Below are 18498 nucleotides of genomic sequence, written 5' to 3' on the forward strand. Positions count from 1 at the left end.
ACGGCTGAACAGTAAAGAAAAAGGGGACACGCCCGGTGCTGTACGAATGGATCAAGGCGCTGCACGTCATCAGCATCATCGCCTGGATGGCGGGGCTGCTCTATCTGCCGCGCCTGTTCGTCTACCATTGCCAAGTGCAGGCCGGATCCGAGGCGTCGGAGACCTTCAAGGTGATGGAACGCCGCCTGCTGCGCGCCATCATGAACCCGGCGATGATCGCGGCCTATGTGTTCGGCATCGCCATGATCGTGCTGACGCCGGAATGGATGAAGCAGGGCTGGCTGCACGCCAAGCTGCTGTTCGTCCTGCTGCTGACCGCCAGCCACATGATGATGGCCCGCTGGCGCCGGGACTTCGCAGAGGACCGCAACACGCGGCCGCAGCGCTTCTTCCGCATCGCCAACGAGGTGCCGACGCTGCTGATGATCGGCATCGTCGTCTTCGTCATCGTGAAGCCCTTCTGACCGGCTTGGCAGGTGAATCGCCGGTCTTCCATCTCCTGGAAAAAGCGGAATCCGCGACCTTCGCCGGTTTCGCTTTCGTTTGACTTGCGTCCGCCGATCCGATAACCATGTCAGGACCACGGGGTTTTCGCCCCGCGGCCTCCCACGCCCACATCTGCCGATCCGACGCTCTGATCTTGAGCCGGGCCTGGTGGCTGGCGAATCGCTCCCGTGCGGCCATTTTCCGGACGCCCTGGCGCGCCGTCGCCGAAGCGCCACCCGCTGCCCACCCGACGCGACCGCGTTGCGGCGTCCGCCGCCCCCAGCCGCCGTCGGCCGGACCCTCCGGCACTCCCCACCTCCAAGGCCATTCCCCCGCATGACGATTTCACAGGCAATCCGATGCATCTCCAAGAGCTGAAGTGCAAAAGCCCCGCTGAACTGCTGGCGTTCGCGGAGGAGTTGCAGATCGAGAACGCGAGCACGCTGCGCAAGCAGGACATGATGTTCGCGATCCTGAAGCAGCTGGCCGAAAACGACATTCCGATCTTCGGCGACGGCGTGTTGGAGGTGCTGCAGGACGGGTTCGGTTTCCTGCGTTCGCCGGAATCCAATTATCTGCCGGGTCCCGACGATATTTACGTCAGCCCCAGCCAGGTGCGCCGCTTCGGCCTGCGCACCGGCGACACGGTGGAAGGGCAGATCCGCTCGCCCAAGGACGGTGAGCGCTATTTCGCCCTGCTGAAGGTCAACACCATCAATTTCGACGCGCCCGACAAGGTCCGTCACCGCATCAACTTCGACAACCTGACGCCGCTCTATCCGGAAGAACGCATCCGGATGGAGGTCGAGGACCCCACCAAGAAGAACCTCACCGGCCGCATCGTCGACCTGGTGGCGCCGCTCGGCAAGGGGCAGCGCGGGCTGATCGTGGCGCCGCCGCGCACCGGCAAGACGGTGATGCTGCAGAACATCGCCCACTCGATCGCCACCAACCACCCCGAAGCCTACCTGATCGTCCTCTTGATCGACGAGCGTCCGGAAGAAGTGACGGACATGGCCCGCTCGGTCCGCGGCGAGGTCATCAGCTCCACCTTCGACGAGCCGGCCACCCGTCACGTCCAGGTCGCGGAAATGGTGATCGAGAAGGCCAAGCGCCTGGTCGAGCACAAGCGCGACGTGGTCATCCTGCTGGACAGCATCACCCGCCTGGCCCGCGCCTACAACACCGTGGTGCCGTCATCGGGCAAGGTGCTGACCGGCGGCGTCGATGCCAACGCCCTGCAACGGCCCAAGCGCTTCTTCGGCGCCGCCCGCAATGTGGAAGAGGGCGGGTCGCTGACCATCATCGCCACCGCGCTGATCGACACCGGCAGCCGCATGGACGAGGTGATCTTCGAAGAGTTCAAGGGCACCGGCAACTCGGAAATCGTGCTGGACCGCAAGCTCTCCGACAAGCGCACCTTCCCGGCCATCGACATCTCCAAGTCGGGCACCCGCAAGGAGGAGCTGCTGGTCGACAAGGGCACCATGTCGAAGATGTGGATCCTGCGCCGCATCCTGATGCCGATGGGCGTGACCGATGCGGTCGACTTCCTGGTCGACAAGCTGAAGCACACCAAGTCGAACAACGAGTTCTTCGAAAGCATGAACCAGTAAGGTCGTGCCGGATCCGCCCTCTCCTCTGCGGAGGGGGCGGCCATCTGTCGCGGCACAGAAAAAGGGCGGGGACCTTCCGGTCACCCGCCCTTTTCCTTTTTCAACTCGGTCCCTTCGGCCGATCCCTGACCGGGATCAGAAGGGCGGCTGCTGCGGCTGTTCGGCCTGCTGGGCCGACTGGCGATGGTACAGCTCGGCGAAGTCGATCGGGTTGATCATCAGCGGCGGGAAGCCGCCTTCGCGGGTCGCGCTGGAGACGATGGCGCGGGCGAACGGGAAGATCATCCGGGCGCCTTCGATCATCAGGACCGGGCGGTGATGCTCTTCCGGCAGGCCGGGGAACTGGAACAGCGCGCCATAGGCCAGCTCGACCAGGAAGGCGACGGACTCGCCCTGGCGGGCTTCGCACCGCAGGTTCAGCGTCAGCTCGTAAATGTCGTCGCCGACCTTCTGGCCCTGGACGTCGACGCCGATGTTGACCTGCGGCTGCGGCTGGTTCGGCAGCAGGCTCTGCGGGGCGTTGGGGTTCTCGAAGGAGAAGTCCTTCACATACTGCGCGAGGACATGCATCGGCAGCGAAGACGTCTGCTGCTGCTCGGCGCCGTTGCTCATCTGATCGGACATAACGGACTCCTAATCGCCGGCCCGCGTTCCATCCCCGGTCCTGGTATGGACGGGGGGCAGGGGCCGCAGGCCGACCCGGATGTGAGGTGACAGGGTTTGGTTCGCGACGGTTGTGCCTTCGCCCAACGGGCTGGCTATCATGGATCGGCCGTCCTGCCAACGGAAACCGCCGACGGGAAACCGGTCCCTGGGCGGTGGCTCAGCGCCGCTCGTCCGGACGCTGCTTGCCCCATTGGGAATCGGTCAGCCGCGGTGCGTCGCGATCCTCGCCGCTCCTGTCCTCCGGGGTGACGTCGCGGAAATCGCCGTCGATCACGCCGGGCACGCCGGGAGTGGGACGGAAGGGATCGTCGCCCCGGCGGGGACCGCCGGTGCCGAATTCGGCACTGCCGAAACCCTGCTCGCCGCCGATGGGGCCGCCGGCACCAGCCCCGAAACCGGGACCGAAACTGCCGCCCCCGAAGCCGCCCTTGCCCGTGGTGGTGAAGACCGGCATGCCAGCGCCGATCCGGCTGAGCAGCCAGCGGCCGATGCCCCGGCGCAGCGGCCGGATCAGCAGCAGGATGCCGAGGATGTCGGTCAGAAAGCCGGGGATGATCAGCAGGACGCCGGCCAGCACGGCGCAGAAGCCGTCGAGCACGGTGCCGATGGGCGCCTCGCCACGCGCCGCCGCCGCCTGGGCCTTGCTCAGCGAGGCCAGCCCCTGGTGACGGACGATCAGCATGCCCACCACCGCCGACAGGGCCAGCAGCCCGATGGTTGGCCCGGCGCCGATCCAATCGCCGACCTGGATGAATCCGACGATCTCCAGGATCGGCAGAAGAAGGATCAACAACAGGGGATTCATGGTGTCCTTGCTCTTCGGGCTCGCTGCCCCTATCTAGGTTTGGATAGGTCGTCCGGTCGAAAGACCGCCGGCCTCATCCAATTGGTGGTTCAATCGGCAATTACTGGCGGGCAAGCAACACGTAATGCCGACCGGCCGCAAGGTCCAGAGGCGGGCCGGATCCGCCGGCGATTTCGCCACGGCAAATGCCAAGACAACAAGACGTTCACGACAAATCGTATCGGAAGGAACAGATGATGGGAGACGGGTTCGTGTTCATCGAGATCGTGATCTTCGCGATGATCGCGGCCTTCCTCGTCTATCGGCTGCGCAGCGTCCTCGGCCGCCGGACGGGGGAGGAGCGGCAGCGGTCCAACCCCTTCACCTCGGCTCCGGGGGCGGCGAAGCCGGACAACGTCGTTCCCCTGCCGGAGCGCAACCGGCCGCGACCGGATGTCGCACCGGGTGCCGATGTCGTGCTGTCGGACGAGCCGCTGTCGCTGGCCGCGTCCATCGACCAGATCCGCGCCGCCGATCCGACCTTCGACGAGAAGCATTTCCTGGAAGGCTCCAAGGCCGCCTTCGCCATGATCGTCGATGCCTTCGCCCGCGGCGACACCGCGACGCTGCGCCCGCTGCTGGCCGACGATGTCTATGATAGCTTCGCCCAGGTCATCCGCGACCGTCAGGCCGCCGGCGAACAGCACGAGGCCCGCATCGAGCAGGTCCGCGAGGCCGAGGTGGTGGAGGCGAAGCTGGATGCCGGCCGCACCGCCCGCGTCACCGTGCGTCTGGTCTCCGATCAGGTGAATGTGGTGCGCGACCGCAACGGCGCCATCGTCGATGGCGATCCCAAGGCTCTGGTGGAGAACACCGACGTCTGGACCTTCGCCCGCAACCTCCGCTCCCGCGATCCGAACTGGGCGCTGGTCGAGGTTCGTCCGGTCCAGTGAGGAACGACCGCCAGCAATGACACATCGTCACCGTACCGGTTTCAGCGCCATCGCCCTCTTCGGGGCGGTGGCGTTGCTGTTTTCGGCCTGCGCCCCCAAGGAGGAGGTCAAGCCGCCGCCCGACGCCCTGACCCTGGCGCCGCTGTCCTTCGCCGATCTGACCGGCTGGCGCAGCGACCCGGTGGCGCAGGCGGTGCCGGCGCTCGCCCGCTCCTGCGCCCGCTTCAAAAGCCTGCCGGCCGACCGGATTGTCGGGCCGAACGGGGTGGCCGGAACCATCGCCGACTGGCAGGGTCCGTGCGCCCGTCTGGCGGACCTGCCGCCCGGCGACGATGCGGCCGCCCGCGCCTTCTTCGAGCAGAACTTCACCCCCTACGCCGCCGGCAACAACGGCAGCCGCGACGGTCTGTTCACCGGCTATTACGAAGCCGAGCTGGAGGGCAGCCTGCGCCCGGATCCGGCCTATCCGGTGCCGCTCTACCGCCGGCCGCCCGATCTGGTGATGGTCGATCTCGGCGACTTCTCCGACCGCTGGAAGGGGGAGCGCACCGCCGGCCGCGTGGTCGACGGCAAGCTGAAGCCTTACGAGGATCGCGCCGCCATCGTCGCCGGATCGCTGAAGGGCAAGGGGCTGGAACTGGTGTGGGTGAAGGACCCGATCGGCGCCTTCTTCCTGCAAATCCAGGGCTCGGGCCGGATCCGGATGGCCGATGGAAGCGAGACGCGCATCGGCTACGCCGCCCAGAACGGCCACAAATACGTCGCCATCGGCAAGGAGCTGATCGACCGCGGCGCGCTCAAGCGCGAGGAGGTCTCGCTCCAGACCATCCGCGCCTGGCTGCTGGCGCATCCCGATCAGGCGGCGGCGGTGATGAACGTCAACCCGTCCTACGTCTTCTTCCAGACGCTGACCGGCGACGGCCCGAACGGCGCCCAGGGCGTGGCGCTGACGCCCGGCCGCAGTCTGGCGGTCGACTCCAAGTTCATGCCTTACGGCGTTCCGGTGTGGCTGGATGCCGAGGACCCGGTCGATGCCGGACAGCGTCTGCAACGGCTGCTGGTCGCCCAGGACACCGGCGGTGCCATCCGCGGGCCGGTGCGCGGCGACGTCTTCTGGGGCCATGGCGCGGAGGCGGAGCACCGGGCCGGACTGATGAAGAGCCGCGGAAGCTATGTGCTGCTGCTGCCGAAAAGCGTGAAGGTGGCGGCAGGAAACTAGAGTTTGGTTTTCCGTGTGATTCACGCTTCAAGCGATTCCGCTTGAACCGATCACACTCCAGGGGCAGGCAGGGGTGATCGCCGGGCAATGTTTCACGTGAAGCAGAGGGGCGCCGTCTCGGGCGCCCCTCGCGCTTTTACAGGATGAACTTCGACAGGTCCGCGTTCTTCGCCAGACCGCCGACCCGCTCGCGCACCAGCGCGGCGTCGATGGTGACCGTCTCGCCGGCCCGGTCGCTGGCGGCGAAGCTGATCTCCTCCAGCAGCCGCTCCAGCACCGTGTGCAGGCGGCGCGCGCCGATGTTCTCGACGGAGCCGTTGATCTCCGCCGCCAGCCGGGCCAGCTCGTCGATGCTGTCGTCGGTGAAGACCAGATCGACCTCCTCCGTCTTCATCAGCGCCTTGTACTGGCGGATCAGGCTGGCCTCCGGCTCGGTCAGGATGCGCTTGAAGTCGTCCTGGCTCAGCGCCTTCAGCTCGACGCGGATCGGCAGGCGGCCTTGCAGCTCCGGCAGCAGGTCCGACGGCTTGGCGATGTGGAACGCGCCCGACGCGATGAACAGCACATGGTCCGTCTTCACCGGGCCATGCTTGGTCGACACCGTGGTGCCTTCGATCAGCGGCAGCAGGTCGCGCTGGACGCCTTCGCGGCTGACGTCGGCGCCGCGGGCGTCGGAGCGGGCGGAGATCTTGTCGATCTCGTCGAGGAAGACGATGCCGTTCTGCTCGACCGCGCGGATCGCCTCGGCCACCACCTTTTCCTGGTCCAGCAGCTTGTCCGACTCCTCGGCCATCAGCACGGTGTGGCTCTCGGCCACCGTCATGCGGCGGGTCTTGGTGCGGCCCCCCATCATCTTGCCGAACATGTCGTTCAGGTTCAGCATGCCCATCTGGCCGCCCGGCACGCCGGGGATGTCGAAGGTCGGCATGCCGGCCGGCGCCCCGGTGTCGGCGACCTGGATTTCGATCTCCTTGTCGTTCAGCGTGCCCTCGCGCAGCATCTTGCGGAACTTGGCGCGCGTCTCGGCACTGGCGCTGTCGCCGCACAGCGCGTCGAGCACCCGCTCCTCCGCCCGCAGTTCGGCCTTGGCGGCGACCTCCTTGCGCAGCCGCTCGCGGGTCAGGCCGATGGCGGCCTCGACCAGATCGCGGACGATCTGCTCGACGTCGCGGCCGACATAACCGACCTCGGTGAACTTGGTCGCTTCGACCTTGAGGAAGGGAGCCTGGGCCAGCCGGGCGAGGCGGCGGGCGATCTCGGTCTTGCCGACGCCGGTCGGGCCGATCATCAGGATGTTCTTCGGCAACACCTCTTCCCGCAGGCCCTCGGGCAGCTGCTGCCGGCGCCAGCGGTTGCGCAGCGCGATGGCGACCGCGCGCTTGGCCTCGTTCTGGCCGACGATGTAGCGGTCGAGTTCGGAGACGATCTCGCGCGGGCTGAAGGCGGCGGTGTCGGCGGAGACGGAAGCGGATTGAGTCGTCATGGCGCTCACAGCTTTTCCAGGGTGACGTTTTCGTTGGTGTAGACGCAGATGCCGGCGGCGATCTTCATCGCCTTGCGTGCCACGGCTTCCGCATCCATCCCGTCGATGTCGATCAGCGCACGCGCCGCCGACAGGGCGTAGGAACCGCCGGAGCCGATGCCGATCAGCCCGTCCTCCGGTTCCAGCACGTCGCCGTTGCCGGTCAGCACGAGGCTGACGCTCTTGTCGGCCACCGCCATCATCGCCTCGAGCCGGCGCAGGTAGCGGTCGGTGCGCCAGTCCTTGGCCATCTCGACGCAGGCGCGGGTCAGCTGGCCGGGATACTGCTCCAGCTTGCCTTCCAGCCGTTCGAACAGGGTCATCGCGTCGGCGGTGGCGCCGGCGAAGCCCGCCATCACCGTGCCGCCAGCCAGCCAGCGGACCTTGCGCGCGTTGGCCTTCATCACCGTCGGGCCGACCGAGACCTGCCCGTCGCCGGCGATCACCACCTGACCGTTCTTGCGCACCGACAGGATCGTGGTGCCGTGCCACTGGATGGGATCGTGAGGATTGGACGCTGGATAGGTCATGCGGGAACCACGCTGGAGAATGGGAAATTGTCCCGCCGCCCCGGATCCGGGGCGCCGTCGCAGGCGCATGGACCTTGCAAGTCGTGGCGGCAGGGCATCCGGTCTATGTGGGAGGGGCGATGTCCCCGTCAAGCATATCGCCGTTTGGCCCATCCTCCTCCCACAGGGACTCGACCGGGCCGTTCCGGCGCGCTTTGCCCGGTTTGGCCGGAGCGGCGGACGGCATAGGGCCAGCCGGATCCGCCCCCAGCCGGTCGAGCAGCGGACCGAGCGCCAGGAACTCGACCAGACCGGCCGGGGTGGCGGCCAGAGTGGGGGCGGAACGGCCGGCGGAGGGCGCGATACCGACCAGTGCGCCGCTGCCGTCCAGCAGCGGGTCGCCCGCCTCGGTCACCGCGGTCAGCAGGGCGGCCGAGCCCAGATCCGCCTGGATCAGCGTGGCACCATTCCCCTCGTCGGCCGGCAATCCGCCGACGATGCCGGCGACCTCCCGTCCCCGTCCGCCGGGGATCGCCCGCACCGGCTCGCTGACGCGCAGGGCCGCGGTGCGGACGGGCAGGGCGGGCAGCCGGGCTGGCACCCGGACCAGGGCGAAGCCGCTGGCCGGGTCGCGCCCGACCACCCAGCCGGTCAGTTCCACCCCGCGGGCGGGCCGGACGGTGACGGTGGGGTCGGATCCAGGCAGCGGGGCCAGCAGCACCGCCTGGACCTCGCCGGCCGCCTCGGTCTCGCCGATCACCAGCCCATGCGACCCACCGACCGGCAGTCTCGCCGCCGCGGGCCGGCCGGATCCGGCCCCGGTCCGCAGCAGCAGGCGGCCTGGACGGTACACCGCGGACCCCGCAGCCAGGGCAGGAGGTGCTGCGTCCGGCGTCAGCGGAGTGGGGCCGGATCCGGCCGGCGCCGCCACGGGAAACAGGGCCGACGGAGGTTGAGACTGTGGCTGGGACTGGGGCAGGGCGCCGCCCGACAGCAGGGCGCGGAAGCCGCCGTCGGCGGCGAGCGCCTCGACCGCGGCGGCGAAGGCTTCCTCGACCAGCAGGGTGTCGCCTTGCGGCACGCCGCTCTCCTGGGCAATCGCGCCGGTGGTGACCACACGGTGCACCAGCCCGCCGCCGCGCGCGTCGTAGACCGTCCATTCCACCTTGACGCTGCCGGTGCCGGAACTGCCCTTGCTGCTGCCGGTCAGCCAGTTGGTGCGGTGGCACAGCTCCAACTGCACGTCGCGCAGGTCGCCCTGCACGGTGAAGCGGGCGCGGCTGCGGTTGCCGTCGGGGTTGTCGGGACCGCCGGGCCGGCCGACCACGTCGAAACCGGCGGCGGTCATCGCCTCGGCGAAGCGCTCGTCGAAGGTGGAGCCGCGCCGCATGTTGACGCCGCTGGTCCAATAGACGTCGTCATAGGGCGGGGCGCAGTCGATGCCCCAGACATAGCGGCCGATCTGCATCCCGCGCCGCATCGACCCGATGGTCAACTCGCCGAAGCGCAACGGCGCCGTGGTCCCGGCGGCCACCGGCGGCGCCGTCCTGGCGACCGGCGGGGGCGGGGACAGGCCGGCGCATCCGGCCGGCAGCAGGCCGAGAAGCAGGGTCAGGACTGCGGCGAAAAAGCGCGGATGGTCGGTCATAAGCGGATATGCACGCAGGAAGTGTAAACAACTCTATCCTGCACACGTCCGTAGGACAATCGTCGGAATGGACAGGGCGCGCATCAATCGTGCCGGATGCTGGCGCGTGAGGATGCTTCCTGCTACAAAACCGCCATGGACCAGACCCCCATCAATGGCGGCCGCCGCGCCTCGATCGAGCGGAACACCACGGAGACCCGGATCCGGGTCGCGCTGAACCTTGACGGCACCGGCGTCTACGACGTCAAGACGGGGGTCGGCTTCCTCGACCATATGCTGGAACAGCTGTCGCGCCACAGCCTGATGGACCTGACGGTCCTGGCCGACGGCGACCTGCACATCGACTATCACCACACCACCGAGGACACCGGCATCGCCATCGGCATGGCGGTGGCGAAGGCGCTCGGCGACCGCAAGGGCATCCAGCGCTACGGCCATTCCTATGTCCCGATGGACGAGACGCTGACGCGGGTGGCGCTGGACTTCTCCAACCGGCCCTACCTGATCTGGAAGGTGAACTTCACCCGCGACAAGATCGGCGATTTCGACACCGAGCTGTTCCGCGAGTGGTTCCAGGCCTTCGCCATGGCCGCCGGCGTGACGCTGCACGTCGAGAACCTGTATGGCGAGAACAACCACCACATCGTGGAAAGCTGCTACAAGGCGCTTGCCCGCGCGCTGCGCGCCGGGGTGGAGATCGACCCGCGCAAGCGCGATGCGGTGCCCTCGACCAAGGGCACGCTCGGCGGATCGCTCTGACGGCGGGGACCGCGGTCCAGTCCTCCCCCTCCGCCGTCCTATCGGAAGGTTTGTCACGTTCATGGAAACGGTCGCGCTGATCGATTACGGCTCCGGCAACCTGCGCTCCGCCGCCAAGGCGATCGAGCGCGCGGCCGGTGAAGCCGATGCGTCCTACACGGTCCTCGTCACCTCCGACGCCGATGCCGTCCGCCGGGCCGACCGCGTGGTCCTGCCCGGCGTCGGCGCCTTCGCCGACTGCAAGCGCGGCCTGTCGGAGGTTCCCGGCATGCTGGAGGCACTGGAGGAGGTGGTGCACCGCCGCGCCCGGCCGTTCCTCGGCATCTGCGTCGGCATGCAGCTGATGGCGGAGCGTGGTCGCGAATATGGCGTGACCGAGGGGCTGGGCTGGATCCCGGGCGAGGTGGTGAAGCTGGAGCCGGCCGATCCGGCCCTGAAGATCCCGCACATGGGCTGGAACGAGCTGAACATCCGCCACCCGCACCCGGTGCTGGCCGGCCTGCCGGAAGGCAGCCACGCCTACTTCGTCCATTCCTACCAGTTCAAGCTCGCCGATCCCGACACGCTGATCGCGTCCGCGGACTATGGCGGGCCCTTCGCCGCGGTGGTCGGGCGCGACAATCTGGTCGGCACCCAGTTCCACCCGGAGAAGAGCCAGGCGACTGGCCTGGCGCTGATCGCCAATTTCCTGCGCTGGAAGGTCTGACGAGATGGCCGAGATCGCCATCGACAAGGTCGATGCGCTGAAGACCGCTGACCTGCACGATCTGTGCGACGCCGCTGACGACGCCATCCGCGCCGGCGGCGGCTTCGGCTGGGTCGAGCCGCCGCCGCGCGATGTGATGGAACGCTATTGGAAGGGCGTTCTGGTGGTGCCGGAACGGGTGATGTTCGTCGCCCGCCTGGACGGGGTGGTGGCCGGATCCGCCCAGCTGGTCAAGCCGCCGCGCAACAACGAGGCGCAGGCCCACGCCGCCCAGCTGACCACCAGCTTCGTCGCCCCCTGGGCGCGCGGCCACGGCCTTGCCCGCCGCCTGACCGTGGCGGTGCTGGAAGAGGCGCGCGCCGTCGGCTTCAAGGTGCTGAACCTCGACGTCCGCGTGACGCAGGATGCGGCCATCGCGCTCTATGAATCGCTCGGCTTCAAGCGCTGGGGCACCCATCCCTTCTACGCGCTGGTGCAGGGCAAGCCGCTCGCCGGACATTACTACTGCAAGGATCTGGAGCCTGCGCAACAGCCGCCGGCCCAATAACTGCCAGCCCAATGACCGCCCGCCCGACAACCGCCAGCCACGCCATAGGAAGACGCCCGCGATGATCATCTACCCCGCCATCGACCTCAAGGACGGTGCCTGCGTCCGCCTGCTGCGCGGCGAGATGAGCCAGGCCACGGTCTTCAACACCGATCCCGGCGAACAGGCCCGCCTGTTCCAGAGCCAGGGCTTCGAATGGCTGCATCTGGTCGACCTCAACGGCGCCTTCGAAGGCAAGCCGGTGAACGGTGCGGCGGTCGAGAGCATCCTGAAGTCGGTCACCATCCCGGTGCAGCTCGGCGGCGGCATCCGCGACCTGACCACCATCGGCATGTGGCTGGAGAAGGGCATCAGCCGCGTCATCCTGGGCACGGTGGCGCTGCGCGATCCGGAGCTGGTCAAGGCGGCCTGCCGCGAGTTCCCCGGCAAGATCGCCGTCGGCATCGACGCGCGCGAAGGCTATGTCGCCGTGGCCGGCTGGGCCGAGACCTCCGACATCAAGGCGCTCGACTTGGCGCTGAAGTTCGAGGATTGCGGCGTCGCCGCCATCATCTACACCGACATCAACCGCGACGGCGCCATGGGCGGCGTCAACGTCGAGTCCACCTCCGATCTCGCCTTCCACCTGACCACGCCGGTCATCGCGTCCGGCGGCGTCTCGTCCATCGAGGACTTGAAGGCGCTGAAGGTCGAGGAGGACACCGGGATCGAAGGCGTGATCTGCGGCCGGGCGCTGTACGACGGCCGGATCGATCCCAAGGAGGCACTGGCCCTGCTGTCCGCCCCCGCCGTCGAGGACGCCGACTGATGCTGAAGATGCGTGTCATCCCCTGCCTGGACGTCAAGGACGGCCGGGTGGTCAAGGGGGTCAATTTCGTCGATCTGGTCGATGCCGGCGATCCGGTGGAGCAGGCCCGCGTCTACGACCGCGAGGGGGCCGACGAGCTGACCTTCCTCGACATCACCGCCAGCCACGAGAACCGCGACACCATCTTCGACGTGGTGCGGCGGACGGCGGAGCAGGTCTTCATGCCACTGACCGTCGGCGGCGGCGTGCGCACGGTGGACGACATCCGCAAGCTGCTGCTGGCTGGCGCCGACAAGGTGTCGATCAACACCGCGGCGATCCACCGTCCGGAGTTCGTGCGCGAAGGCGCCGAGAAGTTCGGCGCCCAGTGCATCGTCGTCGCCATCGACGCCAAGAAGGTGGCTCCCGGCAAGTGGGAGGTCTTCACCCATGGCGGCCGCAACGCCACCGGCATCGACGCGGTGGAGTGGGCCAGGCGGATGGAATCGCTGGGGGCGGGTGAAATCCTGCTGACCTCGATGGACCGTGACGGCACCAAGAGCGGCTTCGACCTGGAGCTGACGCGCACGGTGGCGGACAGCATCCGCGTCCCGGTGATCGCGTCGGGCGGCGTCGGCACGCTCGACCATCTGGTGGAGGGCATCCGCGAGGGGCACGCCACCGCAGTGCTCGCCGCCTCGATCTTCCATTTCGGCACCTACACCATCGGCCAGGCCAAGGCCGCGCTCGCCACTGCCGGCATCCCGGTGCGCCCGGCCAAGGCGCTGGAGACGACGAATGGGTGACAAGAAGGCCACCGAGAAGGCCGCGGAAAAAGCCGCCGAGAAGGCTGCCGAGAAGCTCCAGGCCCTGCCGTCGGCCACCCCGTCCGCCATGCCGTCGGCGGAGGTGCTCGACCGCCTGTTCGTCACCGTGCAGGCGCGCAAGGGGGCGGATCCGGAAAGCTCCTACACCGCGAAGCTCTACAGCCGCGGCACCGCCAAGATCGCCCAGAAGGTGGGCGAGGAGGCGGTGGAGGCGATCCTGGAGGCCGTGCGCGGCGACAAGGCGGCACTGGCCGCGGAATCCGCCGACCTGCTCTATCACCTGCTGGTGCTGTGGGCCGATCTCGGGCTGGATCCGGCGGAGGTCTGGAGCAGGCTCGCCCAGCGCGAGGGCACCAGCGGCATCGACGAGAAGAAATCCCGCAAGGCCTGATTGGGGCCTGATCCGGGATTCCCCAGCAAGAGGACGCATGCGATGGCCAAGAGCTATGACGCCAACAACGTGTTCGCCCGCATCCTGCGCGGCGAAATCCCGTGCAAGAAGCTGCATGAGACCGAACATGCGCTGGCATTCCACGACATCGAGCCGCAGACCCCGACCCATGTGCTGGTGATCCCGAAGGGCGCCTACATCGACATGGACGACTTCACCGCCAAGGCGTCGGAGGCGGAGATCGCCGGCCTGTTCCGCGCGGTGGGCGAGGTCGCCCGCATGGTCGGCGCCGACGGCCCCGGCTACCGCATCCTGTCCAATTGCGGCGAGGCCGCGCATCAGGAAGTGCCCCACCTGCACATCCACCTGTTCGCCGGCCGCGACCTGGGGCGGATGATCGGCAAGGCCTGATACCGTCGAGCGTAAGTCATGACTTACGCTCGACGGTAAGGGCCGCGACCGCGGCCCCGCAGGCCTATGCCTGCGAAGGCAAGCGGCCGGATGGCCGCGCCCGCCGATTGAGGGCGAAAACGCCCGGCGCCGGTAGCCTCTACCTCCGGCGCATCCCCACCCGGCGCCGTGCCCCCTTCTTCGGCGGCACGGCGTCGAGGATCGCCAGGATCGCCGCGATCCCGTCCTCGTCCAGATCGCCGATCCGTTCCGACAGAAGGTTGGCGAGTTCCGTCGCCCGCGCGCTCAGGCCGGAGGTGTCCACCGTCACGCGCGGGTGGGACAGATCCGCCAGCCGTTCCAGCTCCTCCGCCTCGTCCCAGATGATGCCGAAATAGGCGCAGATCTGCCGGACCAGCTGGGGGGAGGGCTGGCCGCGCTTGCCATGCTCCAGCGCCGACAGATAGGCGGACGAGATGGACAGGTCGGTCGCCATCTGCTTCAGCGTCACGCCCCTGGCGTCTCGCAGCGACCGGACCCGTTCGCCGAACGGGGTCATGTGGAGTCCCTGACTGTTTGGGACCTAGTCCTTACGGTCGCGCCGCCGTTTGATCAAGACATACAGCGCGCCGTCGCCGCCATGCTTGGGCTGCGCCGGCTGGATCGCCAGCACCATCGGCCGCAGGCCCGGATCCGCCAGCCAGCGGGGGGTCGCCTGCCGCAGCACGCCCAGGCTGCCGAAACTGCCCTTGCCGGTGATGACCAGCACACAGCGCCGCCCCTCGTTCCAGGCGCGGTGGACGAAGCCGGCGAGCGCGTGGTGGGCCTGCGCCTGGGTCATGCCGTGCAGGTCGATGCGGCCGTCGATCTCCAGCTCGCCGCGGCGGAAGCGGTCGCCGGTGCGGCGGTCGATGTTGGCGGTCGAACCGGGCGTCAGCGGCGGGTGGGCCGCCCGCGACGGCCGGGCCGGGCCGGGGAATTGCTTTGCGGTCGGCGGCGGGGCGAGGCTGGTCGCCACCGGCTCCTCGACCAGCTCCGCCATGGTCGCCAGCGGTTCCGCCTCCACCTCTACGGCGCGGCCCGGCATCGGTTCGGCGTCGCGCATGGCGATCCGCCACAGGCGCCGCTCGTCGGGCGTGGGCAGTCGTCTGCGGGTCATCGGCGCGGAACCTTCTGCGGCAGAGAAAAGGGCGGTGCCAACGGATAAAGCCCGTCGGCCCGCCCCTGTCAATGTGTGTTGCCGCGCCGCAAAGAAAAAGGGTGCAGGCGAAAAGGCCGCCCATGAGGCGGCACTTTGCCGAAGCCTGCGCTCAGCCCTGCGACCAGGCGGCGGCCGCCGCGACCTGCTCGTCGGTCGGACGCACGCCGGTGTAGAGCACGAACTGTTCGAGCGCCTGGAGGGCGATCACCTCGGCGCCGGTGATCACCGGCTTGCCGGCTTCCCGCGCGGCGCGGATCAGCGGGGTTTCGGCCGGCATGGCGACGACGTCGAACACCTGCGCCGCCGATGCGATCAGCGCCGGTTCGAAGGCGAGGGTGTCGGCCTCCGTCCCGCCGGCCATGCCGAGCGGCGTCACATTGACCAGCAGCGACCCCTCGGCGATGCCCGTGCTGTCCGGCTGCCAGGGCAGGCTGTACTCGTCGGCGAGCCGGCGGCCGGCCGCCTCGTTGCGGGCGATCAGCGTGCCGTTGGTGAAGCCGGAATCGCGCAGCGCGCACACGACCGCACGGGCCATGCCGCCGCTGCCGCGGAGCGCGAAGGGCAGGGCGGGCGAGACGTCGTGACGGTCGAGCAGCGTGCGCACCGCGAGATAGTCGGTGTTGTAGCCGCGCAGCCGGCTGCTCCCGTCTGCGCCGATGTCGTTGACGATGGTGTTGACCGACTGCAACCCGGCGGCCGACGGGTCCAGTTCGTCGAGGAAGGGAATGCAGGCTTCCTTGAAGGGCATCGACACGCCGCAGCCGCGGATGTTCAGCGCCCGGATGCCGGTGATGGCCCCCGGCAGATCCGTGGTGGTGAACGCCTTGTAGACGTAATTCAGCGAGAGCGCTTCATAGAGGTGATTGTGGAAGCGCGTGCCGATGTTGCTCGGGCGGCCCGAAAGCGAAATGCACAGGCGCGTGTCTCTGTCGATCTTGTGGGGCAACCAAGCCTCTCCTTGCCGCTTTCTGGTTGGACGTTGTCCGGCGGGTCAGCCGCCGGCCTTCAACGCGTCCAAACGTCCTTTCAGCAGAATGTATTCCGGATCGCTCGGCTTGAACTGGGCGATCAGCTTACCCCAATGGGCGGCGGCCTCGTCCTTGTGGCCCGACATCATGGCGTCGAGGCCGAGCAGCCACAGCGCGTCCTTGTTGTCCGGCTCCGCCTTCAGCGCCAGCCGCAGGGCGGAGGTCGCCTCTTCCGGCAGGGGCTTCGGCGTCTCGTTGCGCGGCTGGGTCTGCAACACGGCGTTGGCGTAGGCGACCTGCACGTCGGCGCGGTCCGGCGCCCGCTCGCGTGCCTTGCGGGCGGCGTCCAGCGCCTTGGCGGTGTCGCCCAGCACGCCGTAGGAGCGGGCGAGCTTCAGCCAGCCGTCGACGTCCGACGGGTCGGCGTCCAGCCGGGCGGCGAGGTTGGCGACCATGCCGCGGATCATCTCGTCCTGGCCCGCTGCGTTGCCCTGGGGGTTGGCCTGGGCATTGGCCGTCCCATTGCCCTGCGCGTTCGGGGCCGCCTGCTGGCCGCCCTGCGCCGCCTGTTCCTTCTGCTCCGGCGGCAGCGGCTGCGGCGTGACCTTGGCGGGGTCGAGGTTCAGCGCCACCGCGGCCTCGCGGATCTGGTCGCGCACCACCGGCACCCACGGCGCATCGGCGGGGGACTCCGCCATCAGCGCGCTCCAGCGGTCCAGCGCCCCCTGCTGGTCGCCGGCCTGGAATCGGGCGAGGGCGGCGAAGAAGCGGGCGCGCGGGTCCTTCGGGTCCTTCGCCAGCACGGCGTCGAAGGCGGCCACCGCCTCTTCCGGCACCATGCCGTCGTTGGCGGACACCAGCGTCTCGGCGAACAGCCCCTGCACCTCGACATCGTCCCTGTTCAGGGCGACGGCATGGCGCAGCGCATCGGCGGCGTCGCCGTTGCGGCCCATCTTGGCATAAGCCTGCCCCAGGATCAGCCAGCCCTGGATGTCGCTGGGATTCTCGGCCAGCTGGGCCTTCAGCTTGTCCATCGCGGCCAGAACGCTCTTCGGCGGACCGCCACGCTCCTGCTCGATGTTGCGCGAGGCCAGCGGCTGGGCCGGCAGATCCGGGCGGCCGACCGATCCATAGACGGCAAGCGCGCCGGCCGGCAGCACCAGCGCCAGCAGCACGGCCAGAAGCCGGGCGCTGCGCGGGGCGACGCTGCCGGTCGCCGCGGTCTTCTCGGCGGTCGCCAGCATGCGCCGGGCGATCTCCGCCCTGGCCGCCTCGGCCTGGGCGTCGTTGATCAGGCCGCGCGCACGGTCGCGCTCCAGCTCGTCCAGCTGGTCGCGGTAGACCTCGCGGTCGAACTCCTCCCGGTCGGGGCCGGATCCGGCCGTGCGCAGAAGCGGCGGCACGATCAGCAGCAGCACGGCCGCGGTCAGGACGGCGGCGAAAATCCAGAACAGCATCAGTCGTCTTTCCGCAGCAGGGCGTCCAGCCGCCGCCGCTCATCCGCGCTCAGGGGCGCGGTGTCGGCACCGGCGGCAACGCCGCGCCGCCCGCGCAGGAACAGGAAGGTGCCGGCCGCACCCAGCAGCAGCACGGCGAAGGGACCGATCCACAGCACCAGCGTGGTCGCCTTGAAGGGCGGCCGCAGCAGCACATAGTCGCCGTAGCGGTCGGTGACGTATTCCATCACCTTGTCGTCGCTATCGCCGGCCTTCAGCCGGTCGCGCACCAGGAGGCGCAGGTCGCGGGCCAGCGGCGCGTTGCTGTCGTCGATGGACTGGTTCTGGCAGACGAGGCAGCGCAGCTCCTGGCTGATGGTGCGGGCGCGGTTTTCCAGCGCTGGATCCGGCAGCACCTCGTCCGGCTGGACCGCCAGGGCAGGGCGGGCGGCAGGCGAGAGCGTCGACAGCGCCAGCAGGGCGGCGAGGAGGAGTCGCTTCATCAGCCCTGCCTCAGATGCTTGACCATCGGGAGGATCTGCTCCTCCACCACCTGCGGGGTCAGCGGGCCGACATGCTTGAAGCGGATGCGGCCCTTGCGGTCGATCAGGTAGCTCTCCGGCACGCCATAGACGCCCCAGTCGATCGACACCCGGCCATCCTGGTCGGCGCCGATGGCGGCATAGGGGTTGCCGTTGCGCGACAGCCAGGTCAGCGCGTCCTCCGGCTTGTCCTTGTAGTTGATGCCGTAGACCGTCACCCCCTGCTCGCGCGACAGGCGGGTGATGACGGGATGCTCCGCCTTGCAGGGGATGCACCAGGAGGCGAAGACGTTCACCAGCGTCACGTCGCCGGCCAGCCTGGCGGAGGACAGGCCGCCGGCCCCTGGCTGTCCCTGGACCGGCTGGCCCTGCACCATCTGGCCCGGAATGGCGGGCAGGTCGAAGGTCGGGGCCGGCTTGTCGATCAGGGCCGACGGGATGTCGCGCGGGTCGCGCTCGAACCCCAGGAAGAAGGCGACGCCCACCCCGATGAACAGCAGGAAGGGCAGCAGGTACAGAAGGCGGCGCATGGTGTCTCGTG

The 18498-nt window shown here is 68.8% G+C and carries 22 protein-coding genes; 11 read left to right on the plus strand and 11 right to left on the minus strand.

The features are described from left to right. Positions 1–35 precede the first annotated feature (35 nt). Positions 36–464, plus strand: a complete 429-nt coding sequence (hemJ, locus tag VH569_RS11805; protein ID WP_423315499.1) for a protoporphyrinogen oxidase HemJ — start codon at positions 36–38, stop codon at positions 462–464. A gap of 381 nt (positions 465–845) precedes the next feature. Then, on the plus strand, positions 846–2102 hold the full coding sequence (gene rho / locus VH569_RS11810; RefSeq protein ID WP_376957882.1) for a transcription termination factor Rho: 1257 nt from the start codon (positions 846–848) through the stop codon (positions 2100–2102). Positions 2103–2237: 135 nt separating this feature from the next. Here the strand turns inward: rho and secB are convergent, their stop codons facing one another. Together secB and VH569_RS11820 are read right to left on the minus strand one after the other, a co-directional pair. After that, complete coding sequence (secB, locus tag VH569_RS11815; RefSeq protein WP_085086914.1) at positions 2238–2726, minus strand: protein-export chaperone SecB; 489 nt, start codon at positions 2724–2726, stop codon at positions 2238–2240. A gap of 199 nt (positions 2727–2925) precedes the next feature. Further along, on the minus strand, positions 2926–3573 hold the full coding sequence (locus VH569_RS11820; protein ID WP_423315501.1) for an FxsA family protein: 648 nt from the start codon (positions 3571–3573) through the stop codon (positions 2926–2928). A gap of 236 nt (positions 3574–3809) precedes the next feature. Here VH569_RS11820 and VH569_RS11825 point away from each other — a divergent pair, with 236 nt between their 5' ends. After that, positions 3810–4505, plus strand: coding sequence for a Tim44/TimA family putative adaptor protein (locus tag VH569_RS11825; RefSeq protein ID WP_423315587.1), 696 nt, complete (start codon positions 3810–3812; stop codon positions 4503–4505). Positions 4506–4521: 16 nt separating this feature from the next. Then, positions 4522–5724 (plus strand): murein transglycosylase A, encoded by a 1203-nt coding sequence (locus VH569_RS11830; RefSeq protein ID WP_423315503.1) that lies wholly within the window; start codon positions 4522–4524, stop codon positions 5722–5724. A gap of 136 nt (positions 5725–5860) precedes the next feature. Here VH569_RS11830 and hslU read toward each other — a convergent pair whose 3' ends face one another. The 3 genes from hslU to VH569_RS11845 all read right to left on the minus strand — a co-directional run bounded on the left by hslU (position 5861) and on the right by VH569_RS11845 (position 9403). After that, a complete protein-coding gene (gene hslU, locus VH569_RS11835; protein ID WP_423315504.1) occupies positions 5861–7207 on the minus strand; it encodes an ATP-dependent protease ATPase subunit HslU in 1347 nt (448 codons plus the stop codon). Positions 7208–7212: 5 nt separating this feature from the next. After that, positions 7213–7776, minus strand: a complete 564-nt coding sequence (gene hslV, locus VH569_RS11840) for an ATP-dependent protease subunit HslV (protein ID WP_098740902.1) — start codon at positions 7774–7776, stop codon at positions 7213–7215. Between the two features lie 103 nt (positions 7777–7879). Beyond that, the gene (locus VH569_RS11845; RefSeq protein ID WP_423315505.1) at positions 7880–9403 is read right to left on the minus strand and encodes a serine protease; all 1524 of its coding nucleotides are present in this window, start codon (positions 9401–9403) and stop codon (positions 7880–7882) included. A 135-nt stretch (positions 9404–9538) separates the two neighbouring features. Here VH569_RS11845 and hisB point away from each other — a divergent pair, with 135 nt between their 5' ends. The 7 genes from hisB (at position 9539) to VH569_RS11880 (ending at position 13831) form a co-directional block, all read left to right on the plus strand. Beyond that, entirely contained in the window at positions 9539–10162 is a 624-nt protein-coding gene (gene hisB / locus VH569_RS11850; RefSeq protein ID WP_044550958.1) for an imidazoleglycerol-phosphate dehydratase HisB, read from the plus strand. A 61-nt stretch (positions 10163–10223) separates the two neighbouring features. Then, positions 10224–10868, plus strand: coding sequence for an imidazole glycerol phosphate synthase subunit HisH (gene hisH / locus VH569_RS11855; RefSeq protein ID WP_423315506.1), 645 nt, complete (start codon positions 10224–10226; stop codon positions 10866–10868). Positions 10869–10872: 4 nt separating this feature from the next. Then, positions 10873–11415 carry a GNAT family N-acetyltransferase gene (locus VH569_RS11860; protein ID WP_376957876.1) on the plus strand — a complete coding sequence of 181 codons (543 nt, stop codon included), beginning with the start codon at positions 10873–10875 and terminating at the stop codon, positions 11413–11415. A 61-nt stretch (positions 11416–11476) separates the two neighbouring features. Then, the gene (gene hisA / locus VH569_RS11865; protein ID WP_098740906.1) at positions 11477–12223 is read left to right on the plus strand and encodes a 1-(5-phosphoribosyl)-5-[(5-phosphoribosylamino)methylideneamino]imidazole-4-carboxamide isomerase; all 747 of its coding nucleotides are present in this window, start codon (positions 11477–11479) and stop codon (positions 12221–12223) included. Then, positions 12223–13008 carry an imidazole glycerol phosphate synthase subunit HisF gene (hisF, locus tag VH569_RS11870; RefSeq protein WP_423315507.1) on the plus strand — a complete coding sequence of 262 codons (786 nt, stop codon included), beginning with the start codon at positions 12223–12225 and terminating at the stop codon, positions 13006–13008. The genes hisA and hisF overlap by 1 nt, the downstream gene beginning before the upstream one ends. Before the next feature lie 88 nt (positions 13009–13096). Further along, entirely contained in the window at positions 13097–13420 is a 324-nt protein-coding gene (locus tag VH569_RS11875) for a phosphoribosyl-ATP diphosphatase (RefSeq protein ID WP_423315589.1), read from the plus strand. A gap of 42 nt (positions 13421–13462) precedes the next feature. Beyond that, positions 13463–13831 (plus strand): histidine triad nucleotide-binding protein, encoded by a 369-nt coding sequence (locus VH569_RS11880; protein ID WP_423315508.1) that lies wholly within the window; start codon positions 13463–13465, stop codon positions 13829–13831. 139 nt (positions 13832–13970) lie between these two features. On the opposite strand, the gene VH569_RS11885 is transcribed toward VH569_RS11880, so the two are convergent. From VH569_RS11885 to VH569_RS11910, 6 genes are all read right to left on the minus strand, one after another. Then, positions 13971–14369 carry a helix-turn-helix domain-containing protein gene (locus VH569_RS11885; RefSeq protein ID WP_109052241.1) on the minus strand — a complete coding sequence of 133 codons (399 nt, stop codon included), beginning with the start codon at positions 14367–14369 and terminating at the stop codon, positions 13971–13973. A 24-nt stretch (positions 14370–14393) separates the two neighbouring features. Further along, positions 14394–14969 (minus strand): Smr/MutS family protein, encoded by a 576-nt coding sequence (locus tag VH569_RS11890; RefSeq protein ID WP_423315509.1) that lies wholly within the window; start codon positions 14967–14969, stop codon positions 14394–14396. Positions 14970–15120: 151 nt separating this feature from the next. Then, positions 15121–15957 (minus strand): shikimate 5-dehydrogenase, encoded by an 837-nt coding sequence (locus tag VH569_RS11895; protein WP_423315510.1) that lies wholly within the window; start codon positions 15955–15957, stop codon positions 15121–15123. Between the two features lie 45 nt (positions 15958–16002). Beyond that, positions 16003–17436 (minus strand): c-type cytochrome biogenesis protein CcmI, encoded by a 1434-nt coding sequence (gene ccmI / locus VH569_RS11900; RefSeq protein WP_423315511.1) that lies wholly within the window; start codon positions 17434–17436, stop codon positions 16003–16005. Next, positions 17436–17918, minus strand: coding sequence for a cytochrome c-type biogenesis protein (locus VH569_RS11905; protein ID WP_395458888.1), 483 nt, complete (start codon positions 17916–17918; stop codon positions 17436–17438). Before VH569_RS11905 ends, ccmI begins: the two co-directional genes overlap by 1 nt. Then, on the minus strand, positions 17918–18487 hold the full coding sequence (locus VH569_RS11910; protein ID WP_423315512.1) for a DsbE family thiol:disulfide interchange protein: 570 nt from the start codon (positions 18485–18487) through the stop codon (positions 17918–17920). Before VH569_RS11910 ends, VH569_RS11905 begins: the two co-directional genes overlap by 1 nt. Between the last annotated feature and the right edge of the window lie 11 nt (positions 18488–18498).

Origin of the sequence: Azospirillum sp. 11R-A, assembly GCF_049472615.1 — a bacterium.
Lineage (GTDB): Bacteria > Pseudomonadota > Alphaproteobacteria > Azospirillales > Azospirillaceae > Azospirillum > Azospirillum palustre.